This is a genomic window from Streptomyces sp. NPDC102402 (assembly GCF_044765765.1).
In the GTDB taxonomy this organism is placed as follows: Bacteria; Actinomycetota; Actinomycetes; order Streptomycetales; family Streptomycetaceae; genus Streptomyces.
On sequence record NZ_JBIWKR010000007.1, the window covers coordinates 22,969 to 39,499 of the forward strand.

Annotated in this window: 13 protein-coding genes; 6 read left to right on the forward strand and 7 right to left on the reverse strand. The window is 73.6% G+C overall.

Annotated features, from left to right (window positions below; translation table 11 throughout):
- Window positions 1-27 precede the first annotated feature (27 nt).
- From ACIRJR_RS21100 to ACIRJR_RS21125, 6 genes are all read right to left on the reverse strand, one after another.
- Window positions 28-3,648 carry a hydantoinase B/oxoprolinase family protein gene (locus tag ACIRJR_RS21100; protein WP_403782937.1) on the reverse strand — a complete coding sequence of 1,207 codons (3,621 nt, stop codon included), beginning with the start codon at window positions 3,646-3,648 and terminating at the stop codon, window positions 28-30.
- A complete protein-coding gene (locus tag ACIRJR_RS21105) occupies window positions 3,645-4,487 on the reverse strand; it encodes an SGNH/GDSL hydrolase family protein (RefSeq protein ID WP_403783633.1) in 843 nt (280 codons plus the stop codon). The genes ACIRJR_RS21100 and ACIRJR_RS21105 overlap by 4 nt, the downstream gene beginning before the upstream one ends.
- A gap of 131 nt (window positions 4,488-4,618) precedes the next feature.
- Window positions 4,619-5,785, reverse strand: a complete 1,167-nt coding sequence (locus tag ACIRJR_RS21110; protein WP_403782940.1) for a glycosyltransferase — start codon at window positions 5,783-5,785, stop codon at window positions 4,619-4,621.
- Window positions 5,782-6,912, reverse strand: coding sequence for a glycosyltransferase family 4 protein (locus ACIRJR_RS21115; RefSeq protein ID WP_403782943.1), 1,131 nt, complete (start codon window positions 6,910-6,912; stop codon window positions 5,782-5,784). Before ACIRJR_RS21115 ends, ACIRJR_RS21110 begins: the two co-directional genes overlap by 4 nt.
- A 143-nt stretch (window positions 6,913-7,055) precedes the next feature.
- Entirely contained in the window at window positions 7,056-8,474 is a 1,419-nt protein-coding gene (locus ACIRJR_RS21120) for a HEAT repeat domain-containing protein (protein WP_403782946.1), read from the reverse strand.
- A gap of 242 nt (window positions 8,475-8,716) precedes the next feature.
- Window positions 8,717-9,109 carry an ankyrin repeat domain-containing protein gene (locus ACIRJR_RS21125; RefSeq protein ID WP_403782949.1) on the reverse strand — a complete coding sequence of 131 codons (393 nt, stop codon included), beginning with the start codon at window positions 9,107-9,109 and terminating at the stop codon, window positions 8,717-8,719.
- A gap of 318 nt (window positions 9,110-9,427) precedes the next feature.
- Here ACIRJR_RS21125 and ACIRJR_RS21130 point away from each other — a divergent pair, with 318 nt between their 5' ends.
- Together ACIRJR_RS21130 and ACIRJR_RS21135 are read left to right on the forward strand one after the other, a co-directional pair.
- Window positions 9,428-9,622: a hypothetical protein gene (locus ACIRJR_RS21130; protein ID WP_056787333.1), complete on the forward strand. Its 195-nt coding sequence runs from the start codon at window positions 9,428-9,430 to the stop codon at window positions 9,620-9,622.
- Window positions 9,623-9,659: 37 nt separating this feature from the next.
- Window positions 9,660-11,261 (forward strand): hypothetical protein, encoded by a 1,602-nt coding sequence (locus ACIRJR_RS21135; RefSeq protein ID WP_403782952.1) that lies wholly within the window; start codon window positions 9,660-9,662, stop codon window positions 11,259-11,261.
- A gap of 46 nt (window positions 11,262-11,307) precedes the next feature.
- On the opposite strand, the gene ACIRJR_RS21140 is transcribed toward ACIRJR_RS21135, so the two are convergent.
- On the reverse strand, window positions 11,308-12,807 hold the full coding sequence (locus ACIRJR_RS21140; protein ID WP_403782955.1) for a PLP-dependent aminotransferase family protein: 1,500 nt from the start codon (window positions 12,805-12,807) through the stop codon (window positions 11,308-11,310).
- 101 nt (window positions 12,808-12,908) lie between these two features.
- Between ACIRJR_RS21140 and ACIRJR_RS21145 the strand changes: the two genes are divergently transcribed.
- From ACIRJR_RS21145 to ACIRJR_RS21160, 4 genes are all read left to right on the forward strand, one after another.
- A complete protein-coding gene (locus tag ACIRJR_RS21145; protein WP_403782958.1) occupies window positions 12,909-13,577 on the forward strand; it encodes a YitT family protein in 669 nt (222 codons plus the stop codon).
- Entirely contained in the window at window positions 13,574-14,347 is a 774-nt protein-coding gene (locus tag ACIRJR_RS21150) for a glycerophosphodiester phosphodiesterase family protein (protein ID WP_403782961.1), read from the forward strand. The genes ACIRJR_RS21145 and ACIRJR_RS21150 overlap by 4 nt, the downstream gene beginning before the upstream one ends.
- Before the next feature lie 45 nt (window positions 14,348-14,392).
- Complete coding sequence (locus tag ACIRJR_RS21155; RefSeq protein ID WP_403782964.1) at window positions 14,393-15,757, forward strand: MFS transporter; 1,365 nt, start codon at window positions 14,393-14,395, stop codon at window positions 15,755-15,757.
- Window positions 15,758-16,021: 264 nt separating this feature from the next.
- Window positions 16,022-16,396 (forward strand): RNA polymerase-binding protein RbpA, encoded by a 375-nt coding sequence (locus tag ACIRJR_RS21160; RefSeq protein WP_078598328.1) that lies wholly within the window; start codon window positions 16,022-16,024, stop codon window positions 16,394-16,396.
- Window positions 16,397-16,531 lie beyond the last annotated feature (135 nt).

Genomic DNA, 16,531 nt, shown 5'->3' on the forward strand with positions numbered 1-16,531 from the left:
CGGTCGAAACGGCGCAGAAGCGACCGGTCACGGGCGGCCGTAACCGCCGCCTCCGGGGGTGCGCAGCACCAGGACGTCACCGGCCTCCAGCTCGGCGGTGTCGCATCCTTCGAGGGGGGTCACGGTCGTGCCGTCGGCCCGTTCGACGTACTGCTCCCCGAGTGCTCCGGGGCCGCCTCCGGCCATGCCGTAGGGCGGAACCCTGCGGTGTCCCGACAGGAGGGCGACGGTGACGGGTTCGAGGAAGCGGAGTCTGCGTTCCACTCCGCGCCCGCCGTGCCACCGGCCCCGGCCGCCGCTGTCCTCACGCACGCCGAAGCTCTCCAGCAGTACCGGGTAGCGCCACTCCAGGATCTCCGGGTCGGTGAGCCGCGAGTTGGTCATGTGGGTCTGCACGGCGTCCGCGCCGTCGAAGCCGTCACCGGCTCCCGAACCGCTGGCGACCGTCTCGTAGTACTGGACGCGGTCGTTGCCGAAGGTGAGGTTGTTCATCGTGCCGGCCCCCTCGGCCTGGACGCCCAGGGCCGCGTAGAGGGCGCCGGTGACGGCCTGGGAGGTCTCGACGTTGCCTGCGACGGTCGCCGCCGGGTGGACGGGGGCCAGCATCGATCCCTCCGGGACGCGGATGTCCAGGGGCTTCAGGCAGCCGCTGTTGAGGGGGATGTCCTCCTCGACCAGGGTCCGGAACACGTAGAGGACGGCGGCCATGACCACGGACCTGGGGGCGTTGAAGTTGCCGGACTGCTGGGGGGAGGTTCCCTCGAAGTCGATGACGGCCCGGCGGGCGTCGCGGTCCACGGTCACACTCACCTCGATGACGGCCCCGTTGTCGGTCTCGTAGCGGCAGGATCCGTCGCGGAGCCCGGCCACGATACGGCGTACGGACTCCTCGGCGTTGTCCTGGACGTGGCCCATGTACGCCTCCACGACCTCCTGCCCGAACTGCCGGGTCATGCGCCGCAGTTCGGTGATGCCCTTCTCGTTGGCGGCGATCTGGGCGCGCAGGTCGGCGAGGTTGGTCCCAGGGTCGCGTGAGGGGTGGGCGGCTGTGGTGAGCAGCCTGCGGGTCTCCTCCTCCCGGAAGGCTCCGTCGCGCACCAGCAGCCAGTTGTCGAAGAGGACGCCCTCCTCCTCGACCGTGCGGCTGAAGGCGGGCATGGAGCCGGGTGTGATGCCGCCGATCTCGGCGTGGTGGCCGCGTGAGGCCACCAGGAAGCGGAGCACGGGCCCGCGTCCGTCCGAGGTCCCGTCGTCGGCCTCGAACACGGGCGTCACGACGGTCACGTCGGGGAGGTGCGTCCCTCCGTGGTAGGGATCGTTGACGGCGTACACGTCACCGGGCCTCAGGGCACCCTCGTTGCGCCGGAGCACCTCCCTGATGGACTCCCCCATCGACCCCAGGTGGACCGGGATGTGGGGAGCGTTGGCCACCAGGTTGCCGTCCGCGTCGAACAGGGCGCACGAGAAGTCCAGCCGTTCCTTGATGTTGACGGAGTGCGCCGTGTTCTCCAGTCGCACGCCCATCTGTTCGGCGATCGACATGAAGAGGTTGTTGAACACCTCGAGCATGACCGGGTCCACCCGGGTGCCGACGGCGGTCCGCTCGGGTCGCGCGTCGGCCCGGTGCAGCACGAGGTGTCCGGCCGGTCCCGCCTCGGCCCTCCAGCCGGGGTCGACGACGGTGGTGGCGTCGTCCTCGGCCACGACCGCCGGACCCGTCACGGTGTCGTCGGTGCGCAGCGACTCGCGGCGGTACAGGCCGGTGTCCCGCCACTCGCCCCCGGTGAACATCGAGACGGTCCCCAGGGGCCCGCGCCGCCCCTGCCCGGCGGGCGCTCCGGCCCGGGGCGGGATGTGCGGACCGGCCGTTCCGGTGGCTTCCACGGAGACGGCCTCGACCACCAGGGGCTTGTCCGTCGTGAATCCGTACCGCGCGCGGTGGACCTCGGCGAACTCCTCCGCCATGGCGGCCACGGCGCCGCGGGCGACGGGCAGCGCGGCGTCCGTTCCGGCGTACCGGAGGAGGATCCGCGCGCGGGTGCCGATGGCGCTGTCGGGGACGCCGTCCGCGCGGAGTTCGGCACGGGTGCGCTCGGCCAGTCCGTCGCAGACGCGGCCCACCCGGACTCCGGTCTCCTCGTCCAGTCCGGCCTCGACGGACTGCTCGCGCATCGCGGTGGCGTCGGCGAGACCGATCCCGTACGCGGAGAGGACGCCTGCGAGAGGCGGAACGAGGACCGTGTCGATGCCCAGGGCGTCGGCGACGGCGCAGACGTGCTGTCCGCCCGCGCCGCCGAAGCCCGTGAGCGCGTAGCGGGTGACGTCGTGACCGCGCTGGACGGAGATCCTCTTCACGGCGTTCGCCATGTTGAGCACCGCGATCTCCAGGAAGCCGGCGGCCACCTCGGCGGCCGTGCGCCGGAGCCCGGTGGCGGCCGACACCTCCTCGGCGAGTTCCTCGAAGCGCTCCGTGACGAGGGTGTCGTCGAGCGGCTGGTCGCCATGGGGCCCGAAGACCGCCGGGAAGTGCTCCGGGCGGATGCGCCCGAGCATCACGTTGGCGTCGGTGACGGTGAGGGGCCCGCCCCGCCGGTAGCAGGCGGGGCCGGGGTCGGCCCCGGCCGAGTCGGGGCCGACCCGGTAGCGGCGGCCGTCGAAGTGCAGGACGGAACCGCCGCCGGCCGCCACGGTGTGGACGCTCATCATGGGCGCGCTCATCCGCACCCCCGCCACCTGTGTGCCGAGTTCGCGTTCGAACTCACCGGCGTAGTGGGAGACATCGGTGGAGGTGCCGCCCATGTCGAAGCCGATGACCCGGTCGTGGCCCGCCTGCCGCGATGTGCGGGCCATGCCCACGACACCCCCGGCGGGGCCGGAGAGCACGGCGTCCTTGCCCCGGAAGTGCGCCGCCTCGCGCAGCCCGCCGTTGGACTGCATGAACATGAGGCGGATCCCCGCGAGTTCACCGGCCACCTCCTCGACGTAGCGGCGGAGGATCGGGGAGAGGTAGGCGTCGACGACGGTGGTGTCGCCGCGTGGCACGAGCCTGATCAGCGGGCTGACCTCGTGCGAGCAACTGACCTGGGTGAAGCCCGCGTCCCTGGCCTCCTCCGCGACGGCCAGCTCGTGGTCCGGGTGGCGGTAGCCGTGCATGAGTACGACGGCCGCGCTGCGGATCCCGTCCTCGTAGGCCGCCCGCAGCCGCTCCGCCACGGCTGCGCGGTCGAGGCCCCTGACCACCCCGCCCCGGGCGTCATGACGCTCCGGGACCTCGATGACCCGGTCGTACACCGCCTCGGGGAGCAGGATGCGGCGGTCGAAGAGGCGCGGCCGGTTCTGGTACGCGATCCGCAGGGCGTCGCGGAAACCCTCGGTGACGAGCAGGGCGGTCGGCTCGCCCCGCCGCTCGAGGAGGGCGTTGGTGGCGACCGTGGTGCCCATCTTGACGCCCGCGACCCGGTCGGCGGGGACCGGGTCGTCGGGGCCGAGACCGAGCAGCAGCCGGATGCCGACGACGGCCGCGTCGCGGTGGCGGCCGGGGTCGTGCGACAGCAGCTTGCGGGAGATCAGCCGGCCTCCGGGGTCACGTCCCACCACGTCCGTGAAGGTGCCGCCGCGGTCGATCCAGAACTCCCAGCGTCCGGTCATCCCTCCATTCTGGCGCGCGGGACGGACCCGTGCAGAAGCGGTGAACGCGGCAGATCGCCCAGTGCCTGGCGCAGCGCCCCCTCGGCCCGGTCGTCGAGCCGTTCGGCGGTGCCGCGCGCCCAGTGGCAGGCCTCGGCCGCCGCGAGCCCGAGCAGCTGCGGCAGGAGGTCGGTGCTGCGCCGGGCCAGCCAGCCGGTGCCCTCCGTGGCCAGCCAGAGAGCACCGGCCAGCCGGGACGGCGGCGGCTGCCCCGGTTCAGGGTCCGGCGGGGCGCCGCACGCGAGTCCCCGTTCGGCGAGCAGCAGGTGGAAGCCGGCGGCCAGCCGCCGGTGGCCCCGCTCGGCGGGGTGGAGCCGGTCGACGCTCCACAGCGAACGGTCATCCGTCCAGTCCCGGTCCGACGCGTGCAGGTGGACGGTGTCGTAGCGGGCGGACAGGGCGTGCACCACGGCGTTGACCGCCGCCTGGCGCCGCGCCAGGGGCCGGCGCAGCGGGCCCGGGAGCCCCAGCGCCGTGCCGGGATCGGGCAGGCACGCGGTCAGGAGCACGGCGCCGCGTCCGGCGAGCAGGGCGCAGACCTCGTCGAGCCGCACGGCCAGGCGGTGGATGTCGAAGGACCGGCGCAGGGTGTCGTTGACGCCGACGACAACCGAGGCGAGGTCGGGCCGGAACCGCACCGCGGCCGCGGCCTGGCGCTCGTGGACGTCGGCGGAGAGCGCACCGGCGACGGCGAGGTTGCGGAACTCCACGCGCTGCCCCTCCTCGCCGAGTCCCTCCGCGAGGAGGGCCGCCCAGCCCCGCCAGCCGCCGGGAACCGGATCTCCGATGCCTTCGGTCAGCGAGTCCCCGAGCGCGGCGAACCGTACGGTGTCCGGGGCGGCTCCGGCGCGTACCGGAGCCGGCGTGCCGGGCGTCCGGGCCTGCGTGGCCGTCCCGCACGCGGCCCAGGCGCGGTGTACCGCCGCCCCGCTCACGGCCGCGCCTCCAGGGCCCCGTGCCGCTGCCGGACGTCGTGGGCGGCCAGGAACGCCGCCACCGACCGGTCCCAGCCGAAGAGTCCGGCCCGCGCCCGGGCCTCGGCCCGGCGCTCTCCTTCCGGCCTGGCGAGCAGCTCCCGGAGCGCGGCGGCGAACGCCTGGCCGGTGTCGGCGGCCGCGAGCCCGGCCGAGCCGATCACCTCCGGCAGGGCGGAGCCGGAGCTCGCCACCACAGGGGTGCCGCACGCGAGGGCTTCCAGGGCCGAGAGTCCGAAGGTCTCCGCCGGCCCCGGCGCGAGGCACAGGTCGGCGCTGGCCTGGAGACGGGCCAGCTCCGCGCGGTCGTGTACATGGCCGAGGAAGGCGACGGGCAGCCGCTCCGCACGCGCCCTGTTCTCCAGCTCGGCGCGCAGCGGGCCGTCACCCGCCACCACCAGGGCCGCTCGCACGCCGAGGTGCCTCAGCGCCGCCAGGGCGTCGAGGGCACGGCCGGGCCGCTTCTCCACGGAGAGCCGTGAGCCGAGCAGCAGCAGGACCTCCGCACCGCGCAGGTGGCGCGCGCGCAGTGCCGCGCTGCGCAGGTCCGGGTGGCAGCGCCGGAGGTCGACCCCGAGCGGTGCGCGCACCACGTTGCGCACACCGATCCGCACGAACTCGCGCTCCGCCCATTCGGTGGTGCACACGATCCGGGCGTAGGCGTGGGCGCTGCGCGCGTTGAGCCGGTCGGCGGTGCGTCCCGCGGCGGCAGCGGGCACACCCCACGTGCGGAGCACCCCGTCGGCCGTCTCGTGGGACACCATGACGGCGGGGACGCGGGCGCGCCGGGCCCACTCCCCCGTCCATCGCAGCGTGGTCCGGTCCGAGACCTCGAGGCGGTCGGGGCGGAGTTCCTCCAGGAGCCGCCTGAGCCGCCTTCGGTCCACCAGCACCCGGTAGCCGCCGGTGCCCGGCAGCTCCGGCCCGGGCAGGGTGAGCACCCTGCCCTGCGGGGCAGGTACGTCGCTCGCCGCGGCGCCGGGGACGATCAGCACCGGCTCGTGGCCCGCCGCCCGGTAGCCGCGCCCGAGCTCGTCCAGCGCGGTGCGCAGTCCGCCGGAGGCCGGGGTCACGAAGTTCGCCAGCCGCACGATCCTGAGACCGCCGGGGGCGCGCCCGTTCACGCGGCCACCGCCGTCCGGCCGCGCATGACCTCGTCGTAGTGGCCCAGGAGCTGGTCGCCGACGGCTTCCCAGGTGCGGTTCTCGACCAGCGCCCGCGCGGTCCTCCCGAATGCCTCGGCGCGCGCGGGGTCCGCGACGAGGGCGGCGACCGCCTCCCGTACGGCCTCGGCGTCGTGGGGCGGCACCAGGAGCCCGGTGCGCCCGTGGGCGACGAGGTCCAGTGGTCCGCCGGCCGCCGGGGCCACGACCGGGACCCCGGAGGCCATGGCCTCCTGCACCGTCTGGCAGAAGGTCTCGTACGGCCCCGTGTGCACGAAGACGTCCAGGGAGGCGAAGAAACGGGCGAGGTCCTCGCCCGTGCGCCGCCCCAGGAAGACGGCGCCGGGCAGCGCGGGGCGGAGCGATGCCTCGCTCGGGCCGTCGCCCACGACCACGACGCGCACCCCCGGCAGCGAGCAGGCGCGGGCGAGGAGCTCGACGTGCTTCTCGGGCGCGAGCCTGCCCACGTAGCCGATGATCTTCTCTCCGCCCGGGGCGAGGGTCCGGCGGAGTGCCTCGTCACGCAGTCCGGGACGGAACCGCTCGGTGTCGACTCCGCGCGGCCACAGGCGTACTCGGGGTACGCCGTGGTCGATGAGGTCGCGCGATGCCGCGGACGAGGGGGCGAGGGTGAGGTCCGCGGCGCTGTGCACGGCGCGCAGGCGGCGCCAGGCGGCGCTCTCCCCGGTGCCCAGATAGGTGCGGGCGTAGCCGGCCAGGTCGGTCTGGTAGACGGCGACGGTGGGGAGGCCCAGCCTGGCGGCCACGGCCATGCCGCGGACGCCGAGGACGAACGGCCCGGCCAGGTGGACGAGTTCGGCGCGGTGCCCGGTGAGTGCGGCGGCGAGCCTCCGGCCGGGGAGAGCCACCCGGACCTGCGGGTAGCCGGGGAGGGGGAGGGAGGGGACGCGCACCACGGGGCAGGGATCGCCGGCGTACGCGGAGTCGGTGGCGGCCGTCGGCCCGGCCGGGGCTATGACGAGCGGCTGGTGACCGCGGGCGGCGAGGTGACGGGCGGTCTGCAGGGTGCAGTGGGCCACGCCGTTGACATCGGGCGGGAAGGATTCGGTGACGATGACGACACGCATAGGGGTGTTGTCGCCGCGCCGGGCGTGCCCCCGCCGACTTGGATCTTTCCGCAGGTGGAACGTCTGGGGACGTCCTGTGGGCGTGTCGCGCCGCGCGCCCCCGGCGCGCGGCTCCCGTGCTCCGTCACCGGCGGAGCCCGGGTTCAGACTGCGGGCGCGTCCGGCCCGATCCTGCTGCGTACGGCGGTCTGGACCTCGGCCTCTTCGGCGGGGTCGGCGGCGAGGCGCCGCAGCCGTTCGGCGACCCGGATGTCACCCGTCTCCGCGTGGTGTGCCGCCAGTTCCCGGGTGGTCTCCTCACAGTCCCAGAGGCATTCGACGGCGAATCCGCTGGCGAAGGACGGGTCGGTGGCGGCCAGCGCCCGGGCGGCCCGGCCCCGCAGGTGCGAGGAGGACGTCTCCCGGTACACGTGGCGCAGCACGGGAGCGGCGCAGGCGATGCCCAGGCGGCCCGCGCCGTCGACGAGGGTCCACAGGCGCGGGGCGTCGGGCCCCTCGCCCCGGACCGCCTCGCGCAGGGCGGAGAGGACGAGCGGCGCGTCCTGAGCGGCGCCGCGGCAGGCCAGGACTCCGGCGGCCGAGGCTCCGAGGGCGTCGGGCCGGTGGGCCCAGCGCCGGGCGCGGTCGACCGCCGCGTCTCCGCACATGCGCTCGAAGGCCGCGACGGCGGCCTCGGCGACGGTGCGGGACGGGCCGGCGACGGCCTGCTCGACGAGGTCGAGCACGGCGGGGTCGCGGGCCTCCGCCAGATAGTGCAGGGCGGCGCAGCGCGCGCCCTCGGATCCGGCGCGGGCGGCCTCGACGATCAGGGGACGGTCCTCGGCCCCGGCTACGGCCGAGAGGCAGCGGGCCGCCGGGACGTGGAGCGCATGGCCGCGCTCCACCCCTTCCTGGGCCCAGTCGAAGACGGCCTGGACGCTCCAGCCGGGCCGCGGTCCGCCGGGCCGCATCTGCCGCTGCCATCGGTCGAAGGATCCCTGCTCCGTCGCCGCCCTGACCCGGCCGCCGACCGTCGCGCGCGGGTCGTCGGCCCAGAGCCGCCAGGGGCGGGGCTCGAAGGCGTCGCGCACCGCGGCGGCGAGGTCGGCCGTGCCCTCCGCGGTCGCGGGGAAACGGTCGAGCACGGCCTCGGCGAGGGAGCGGAGGCCGGCGTCGTCGTCACGCAGCGCCAGCTCGTCGAGCGCCCAGGCCCAGTTGCTCCCCGTCGCGGCGTACCTGCGCAGGAGCACGAGGGCGTCGTCGCGCCCGTAGGAGGCGAGGTGTCCGAGCACGGAGAGCGCGAGGCCCGTGCGTGAGTCCTCGGTGTCGAGCCGGTCCTCGGCGTCCCACAGGTGGCGCTCGATCTCCTCGGTGCCACCGTCGAGGTCGAGGTAGAGGCGGGCGTAGTAGAGGGAGCGGTTCTCCACCTGCCAGTCATGACGCGGATCGCTCAGGACGCAGTGGTTGAGCGCCGCGAGGGCCTCGGGACGCGGGGCGGCGAGCGCGTGGAGCGTGCCGTCGCCGCGGCCCCTCTGCAGCAGGCCGAGCAGGGTGCCGCTCGGCGCTATGAACGGATCGAACATGGGGAAAGCCTCACATCAAGCTGTCGACGCAACCGGGACTGTGCTGTTCCATGTGCCGGGGTGACATCCCCTAGGCCGCGCAGCAACATGATCGGCCGACCGCCGTCTTCTGCCTGGTGCTCATCTTCCTCTGCCTCTCGTCGGTGGCCCGGAACGGACCCGCGACGTCATGATGACCCAGCCATTTCGCCGACGCGACCACATTTACGGCGCAACGGCCGGCCGGCGGCCGGGAGGGCGTCTCAGCGCGCACCGAACAGTTCCAGCAGGTCGTCCTTGCCGAACATCCGGGCGGTGTCCAGCGCGGAGGGCGTCCCGGCGGCCGGATCGGCCCCCGCGGCGAGCAGCACGTCGATCACGTCGCGCTCCCCCTTGAAGACGGCTCCGGCCAACGGGGTCTGCCCCCGGTCGTTGGCCCGGTCCGGGTCGGCGCCCCGGCCCGCGAGAGCGGCCACGGCGGGGGCGTGCCCGTGGTACGCGGCGAGCATCAGCAGGGAGTCGCCCCGGTCGTTGGTGAGGTTCGCGGGCACTCCCGCGTCGACGTAGGCGGCGAGGGTGTCGCTCTCGCCGCGGCGGGCCAGGTCGAAGACCTTGGCCGCCAGCTCGATCACTTCGGGATCGGGGGTCTCGCTCATCGGGCGGGCCGCCTTCCATTGCCGTTGCCGACCAGGTGGGGGGTACGGCGTGGGGGCCGTACGAGTGAATCGACAGGGTACTGCTCCGGGGTGGTCGTCAGCCTGCCCCGGAACGGCGGAAGATCACGCCGAGGGCGCCGCTTCTCCTGCGGCGACCGGGTCCACACGGCCCGTACGGGCTTCCGGGCGATGACTTCTCGCCCACTGGTCGAGTGAAATCAAGGGATATTCACTCAGTTGCACCTTTTATCGTATAGGTACATCTTGTGATCCTGGAAGTACTCATGGTGACTGACCCCTCAACCAGGAGAACCGCTCATGATCCTCTCCATCTCGGGCGTGGTACTGCTCGGCATCATCGCCTTCCTGTTCTTCAAGAAGGACGGGCTCAAGGCCTCCCACGGCCTCATCTGCGCCCTGTTCGGCTTCTATCTGGCCGGCACCGCCATCGCTCCGAGCATCACGGCGGGCGGGGCGAGCCTCGCCAGCATGCTCGGCGGAATCAAGTTCTGACGCCCCGAAACCGCTCCCACCTCCTCAGGAGACCGACGTGGCCCGGCGACCACTTCCCCGCATCCTCAAGGGCGGCAGCGCTTCGATCACCCGCAGCCGGGAGATCGCGCGCACGGCCGCCGACAGCGCCACCGACGTCCTCCATCCGCTGATCACGGTCACCCGTGGGCTGCGGATGCTGGCGGGAGCAGGGCGGCAGAAATGGGCCGCGACACCCAAGGACCGGCGCGGGCACGTGCTGTTCCTCGTCGCGGCCTGCGTACTGGCGGTGGCGCTCATCCCCTACGGGCCCCTGCTGGCCCTCATCTCGGTGATGGGCGCCGCCGCGTGGCGGGGGCACGACCGTACCCCCGCGAGGACCGGCCCGGACGAGGCGCGGACCGCGCGCCTCCAGGCGCTGTACGAGGCACTGGTCCCGCACTTCTCCGTGGCCGACGACCCCGGCCCGCTCTTCTCCCACGGCGGCGACTGGGAGAAGGCCTTCGGCACGTCGTACGCCTTCGACGGCGACGGGCGTCTCACACGGCTCCAGGTGACCTACCCGGCCTACTTCGACGACGGCGACCCCGTGTCCCGCGCCCGGGTCGAGCAGGTGCTCCACGCCAAGTCCGGCCGGGGCCGCGAGTACCACTTCGCCTGGGACGAGGAGGGCAACCACCTCCTCATGACCGTGCTGGCCCCGCTCCCCACCACCATCGCCGCCCAGCGCTTCGTCACCGCCCCCGGCGAGACCGTGCTGGGGTTCACCGACGCGGACGCGGTCCGGCGCGGCGTCACGGTCCAGGACGGCGACGCGACGCGTGATGCCTCACCGGTGATCTGGCGGACCGGCGCCCGTTCGGCCGAGCCCCATCTGCTGATCGCCGGGCACCCCGGCAGCGGCACCACGACGCTGATGCGCTCCCTCGCCCTGCAGGCCCTCCAGCACGGCGACGTCCTCGTCGTGGAGGGGGCCGGCACCGGCGAGTACGGCTTCCTGACCGGCCGCGACGGCGTACTGGCCGTGGAGCGCGGGCTGGCCGGGGCCCTCGCGACACTCGAGTGGGCAGCGCACGAGACCGAACGGCGGCTCATCGCCGCCAACCGGGCCCGCCAGGCGGGGCACCCCGAGCCCGAGGACACCAAGCGCCCCCTCTGGATCCTCCTGGACCGCCCGAGCGCCCTGGGGCACCTGGCCGCCGCCGACGGCAGGCAGGATCCGCAGGAACTGCTCCAGGTACCACTCCGGCACGGCCGCGCCGCCGGTGTGACCGTCGTCGTCGCCGACCAGTTCGACAGCCTGGACGCCCTGACCGAGACCGTGCGGACCCACACCAGGGCACGTGTCGTCCTCGGTCCTGCCGACCGCGGACAGGTCGAGTCGTTCCTGGGGGTCCCGCCGCACACCACGCCCACCCCCGACGTCCCGCCGGGCCGCGGCTACGCCCGGCTGGGCGCCGGGGAGGTGCTGCGGATCCAGGTGCCGGCCACTCCGGACCCCTACGACGAGGCGACGAGCGAGGCCCACCGGCAGGCGGTGCTCGACCTGCTGCCCGGTGGCGCTCCGGTGGTGGAGCAGACCGCGCCGGAGGCCGCCGCCGAGCCCGTCTCCACGCACAAGGACCAGCTGATCGGAGCCCCGGCGGTCGCGGAGGGATGAGCGACGGTGCGCCCCGGACCAGGACGGTCCGGGGCGCACCGTCGCGTCAGGCCACGAAGGTCCGGGGCGTCTCGGCTCCCGCCCCCGCCCCGGAGCCGACCAGCTCGGCGGCGGCGGCCAGCCGCAGCGCCGCCTCGTCCGCCAGTGGGCCGCCCACGGTGAACGGCAGCCGCACATAGCCCTCGAAGGCACCGTCGACCCCGAACCGGGGTCCCGACGGGACGCGCACGCCGACCCGCTCGCCCGCCACGGCCAGCCGGGACCCGGAGAGCCCGCCGGTCCGGACCCAGAGGGTGAGGCCGCCCCGCGGCACCTCGAACTCCCATTCCGGCAGCTCGCGGCGCAGCGCCCGCACCAGGTCGTCCCTGTTCTCCTTCGCCTGCTCACGCCGGACCGCCACGGCCTGCTCCCAGCCGCCCGTCCGCAGCAGCCAGTTGATGGCGAGCTGCTCCAGCACCGGCGTCCCCATGTCGGCGTACGCGCGTGCCGCGACCAGGCTCCGGATGACGTCCGGCGCCGCCCTCACCCATCCGATCCGCATCCCCGCCCAGAAGGCCTTGCTCGCCGATCCCACGGTCAGGACGGTGCTGCCCGCCGGGTCGAAGGCGCAGACCCTGCGCGGCATCTCGACGTCCGCGTCCAGGTGCAGCTCGTTCATCGTCTCGTCGACCACCAGGACCGTGCCCGCCGACCGGGCGGCCTCGACCAGGGCCCGGCGCTGCTGCTCGTCGGCCAGTGCCCCGGTGGGGTTGTGGAAGTCCGCGACGACGTAGGCCAGCCGCGGCGCGGCATCCCGCAGCACCTGCCGCCAGCGGTTCATGTCCCAGCCGCCGAGGCCCTCCTCCATGGCGACGGGCACCAGCCTGGCGCCCGCCTCCCGCATGAGCTGGAGGATGTTGGCGTAGCTCGGGGACTCCACGGCGATGCGTTCGCCGCGCCCCGCGAAGAGGTGGCAGATGGCGTCGATGGCGCCCATCGCCCCCGTGGTGACCATGATCTGTTCGGGCATCGTGGGAATGCCCTGCCCGGTGTAGCGGTCCGCGATCATCTGCCGCAGGGCGGGAAGGCCCGCGGGGTAGTCGCCATGGGTGTGGGCGTACGGCGGCAGTTCCTCCAGGGCGCCCTGGACGGCCCGGGTCAGCCACGGCTCGGGCGCGGGCAGCGAGGCGCACCCCAGGTCGATCATCGAGCCGAGCGACTCGGGGGGCAGGGGTTCGAGGCCACGGGCCGGCAGCGGGTTGCCGGCGGGGACCGCGGTCCAGCTGCCCGCCCCGCGGCGCGACTCCAGGAATCCCTCGGCCCGCAGCGCCTCGTAGGCGGCGGCGACGGTGGTCCGGCTGAGGGACAGCGCCAGGGCGAGCTCCCGCTCGGCGGGCAGGCGCGCGGCGACCGGGACCCTGCCCTCCAGCACGAGGAGGCGCACCCCGTCGGCGAGGGCGCGGTAGGCGGGAGGCTTACGGACGCCCGGCGGCAGGGGACGCGCCTGCTGGCCCTGGAGCTGTCGGGCGAGCTGTGCCGCACCGACGGTCGAAGTCCACTGAGCCATGGAAATCAGTCCACCTTCCTCGGATTGGCCATAGTTTAGAGCCAATCCCCCGCCACAGAGTGACATGCAGCAGTCCACCATCACCACACAGGGAGCACCACGTGACAGAGACCACCGTCCGGAGCGGCACCAGGCTCACCCGGCGGCTCATCCATCTGTACGTGGGGCTGGCGCTGTACGGGGCGAGTTCCGCGCTCCTCGTGCGCGCCGGACTCGGCCTGGAACCGTGGGGTGTCCTCCACCAGGGTCTCGCCGAGCGGACCGGCATCTCCATCGGCGTCGTCTCGATCATCGTCGGGGCGGTCGTCCTGCTCCTGTGGATCCCGATCAGGCAGCGTCCGGGGCTCGGCACCGTGTCCAACGTCTTCGCCGTCGGCATCGCGATGGACGGCACGCTCGCCCTCGTCCCGGACGTCCACGGCCTCGGTGCGCGGATCCCGCTGATGGCCGCGGGCATCGTGCTCAACGGCGTCGCCACGGGGCTGTACATCTCCGCGCGGTTCGGGCCGGGTCCGCGCGACGGTCTGATGACGGGCCTGAACCGGCTCACGGGCCGTTCCATCAGGCTGGTGCGTACGGCGCTCGAGGTGGCCGTGGTCGTGTCCGGCTTCCTGCTGGGCGGGTCGCTGGGCGCGGGCACCGTCCTCTACGCCCTCGCCATCGGGCCGCTCGCCCAGTTCTTCCTGCGCTTCTTCGACCTCCCCGCGCCGGACGCCCGCACGGTGGCCGTTGCCGGGGGGACACCCCGAGGGGCGATACTTCCGCGGTGAACGCGACGACTCCGGGGCGCCATCCCTATCTGGACCATCCTTCGACGATCCCCTTCGCCCACCGGGGCGGGGCGGCGGACGGGATGGAGAACACCGCGGCCGCGTTCCGGCGGGCGGCCGACGCCGGCTACCGCTACTTCGAGACCGATGTGCACGCCACGGCGGACGGCCGCCTGGTCGCCTTCCACGACGCGACCCTGGACCGGGTGACGGACTCCCGGGGCCGCATGGCCGAGCTGCCCTGGAGCGACGTGCGCCGGGCCCGGGTGGCGGGCAGCGAACCGCTGCCGCTCTTCGAGGAGCTGCTGGAGGAGTTCCCGGACGCCCGCTGGAACGTGGACATCAAGGCGGAGCCCGCCCTGGGCCCGCTCGTCGACCTGATCCGCAGGACCGGCGCCTGGGACCGGGTCTGCGTGGGGTCCTTCTCGGAGTCCCGCGTGGCCAGGGCCCACCGCCTGGCGGGCCCGCGTCTCGCCACCTCCTACGGAGTCAGCGGCGTGCTGGCCCTGCGGCTGCGCTCGTACGGCATACCGGCGGCTCTCCGGGCGGGCGCGGTCTGCGCGCAGGTCCCCGAGAGCCAGAACGGCATCCGTGTCGTCGACCGGAGATTCGTGCGCGCGGCGCACGCACACGGCCTGCAGGTCCACGTCTGGACGGTCAACGCCCCGGAGCGGATGGCGGCACTGCTGGACCTCGGGGTGGATGGCATCATGACCGATCACATCGAGACGCTGCGCACGGTGCTGAGTGAGCGGGGGGCCTGGGCCTGACGCCGGCACCCGCCGCGTCGCCACGGGACACGAGGGGGGCGCGGCGTGAGCACCGGTACCGCGGACACGGCGGATCCGACCGGACGGCCGGCCGAGGCCGCCGAACGCAAGCGGCAGCAACGCGGCTGGTATTTCTACGACTTCGCGTGCTCCGTGTATTCCACCAGCGTCCTCACCGTCTTCCTCGGCCCCTATCTGACCTCGATCGCCAAGGCGGCCGCCGACGCGGACGGGTTCGTGCATCCGCTGGGCATACCCGTGCGGGCCGGCTCGCTCTTCGCGTACGCGGTGTCGGCGTCCATCATCGTGGCGGTGGTCGTCATGCCGGTCGTGGGCGCGGCGGCGGACCGTACGGGGCGCAAGAAGCCGCTGCTCGCGGCGGCCGCGTACACGGGTGCGACGGCCACGGCCTGCATGTTCTTCCTTGAGGGCCACCGCTATCTGCTGGGGGCCTTCCTCCTGATCGTGGCGAACGCGTCGATCTCCGTGTCGATGGCCCTCTACAACGCCTATCTGCCGCAGATCGCCACCCCGGAGGAACGCGACGCGGTCTCCTCGCGGGGGTGGGCCTTCGGCTACACCTCGGGGGCACTCGTCCTCGTCCTGAACCTGGTCCTCTACACGGGCCATGACGCGTTCGGACTGTCCGAGTCCGACGCGGTCAGGATCTGCATCGCCTCGGCCGGGGTGTGGTGGGGTGCCTTCGCCCTCGTACCGCTGCGGCGCCTGCGGGACCACCGGGTGGCTCCCGGCGGGGACGGATCGGTCGGATCGGGCTGGCGCCAGCTGCGGGCGACGCTGCGGGACATGCGCCGCCACCCGCTCACCCTGGCCTTCCTGCTCGCCTATCTGATCTACAACGACGGCATCCAGACGGTGATCTCCCAGGCCTCGCTGTACGGCTCCGAGGAGCTCGGCCTGGACCAGACGACCTTGATCACCGCGGTCCTGCTCGTGCAGGTGCTCGCGGTGGCGGGGGCCCTGGGGATGGGGCGGCTCGCCCGGCGGTTCGGGGCGAAGCGCACGATTCTCGCCTCGCTGGCCGTCTGGACGCTGATCCTCGCCGCGGCGTACGTGCTGCCCGCCGACGCGCCGGTGTTCTTCTACAGCCTGGCGGCGGCGATCGGGCTGGTGATGGGGGGCAGCCAGGCCCTCTCGCGGTCGCTGTTCTCGCACCTGGTGCCGAGCGGGAAGGAGGCGGAGTACTTCTCCGCCTACGAGATGAGCGACCGGGGACTCAGCTGGCTGGGGCCCCTGGTCTTCGGTCTCGGCTACCAGCTCACCGGCAGCTACCGGGATGCCATCCTGTCCCTGGTGCTCTTCTTCGCACTCGGCTCGGTGCTGCTGGCGAGGGTTCCCGTGCGGGCGGCGGTGGCCGCCGCGGGCAATCCTGTGCCCGAACGGATTTAGACGTTGAAGTGAAAGGCCGGTAGTGTACGCCTTTGGTGTGCTCGGAGTACCGTTACTGCGAGCGGAAGAAGTCAAACCGTTGGGTGACAAATTCCACCAGTGGTGACAAACCGGGCACCGATGGGTAAGCAACCCAGACCAAGCAGCGGCACGACGGGCGACGCATGACCGGCAACGGGAATCTTTACCGCCGACCGGACGTTGACCGGATGACGACGACAGCGACACCTGTCCTGTGGGCGACAAGCCCGGGAGGCACGATTCATGAGTGAGCGAGCTCTCCGCGGTACGCGACTCGTGGTTACCAGCTACGAGACGGACCGCGGCATCGATCTGGCCCCGCGCCAGGCGGTGGAGTACGCATGCCCGAACGGACATCGATTTGAGATGCCGTTCTCGGTAGAAGCGGAAATTCCGGCGGAGTGGGAGTGCAAGGCGTGCGGCGCCACGGCACTCCTGGTGGACGGGGATGGCCCCGAGGAGAAGAAGGGCAAGCCTGCGCGTACGCACTGGGACATGCTCATGGAGCGGCGTACGCGCGAGGAGCTGGAGGAGGTGCTGGCCGAGAGGCTGGCAGTCCTGCGCTCCGGCGCCATGAACATCGCCGTGCACCCGCGGGACAGCAGGAAGTCCGCCTGACCGCGTAACACCGCACAGATCAAGAGCCGCGGGGGGGGGGCCCCCCCCCGCGGGGGGGGGGGGCGCGCGGGGGGGGGGGGGGGGGGGGGGGGGGTGGGGGGGTGGGGGGGGGGGGGCGGCCCCCCCGGGGGGGGG

Excerpts from the sequence above, each read along its gene's own strand:
- ACIRJR_RS21130 (WP_056787333.1), top strand. The coding sequence starts at position 9,428 with ATGATCCTCTCCATCTCGGGCGTGGTACTGCTCGGCATCATCGCCTTC.
- ACIRJR_RS21115 (WP_403782943.1), bottom strand. The coding sequence starts at position 6,912 with ATGCGTGTCGTCATCGTCACCGAATCCTTCCCGCCCGATGTCAACGGC.
- ACIRJR_RS21140 (WP_403782955.1), bottom strand. The coding sequence starts at position 12,807 with ATGGCTCAGTGGACTTCGACCGTCGGTGCGGCACAGCTCGCCCGACAG.
- ACIRJR_RS21160 (WP_078598328.1), top strand. The coding sequence starts at position 16,022 with ATGAGTGAGCGAGCTCTCCGCGGTACGCGACTCGTGGTTACCAGCTAC.
- ACIRJR_RS21125 (WP_403782949.1), bottom strand. The coding sequence starts at position 9,109 with ATGAGCGAGACCCCCGATCCCGAAGTGATCGAGCTGGCGGCCAAGGTC.
- ACIRJR_RS21120 (WP_403782946.1), bottom strand. The coding sequence starts at position 8,474 with ATGTTCGATCCGTTCATAGCGCCGAGCGGCACCCTGCTCGGCCTGCTG.
- ACIRJR_RS21100 (WP_403782937.1), bottom strand. The coding sequence starts at position 3,648 with ATGACCGGACGCTGGGAGTTCTGGATCGACCGCGGCGGCACCTTCACG.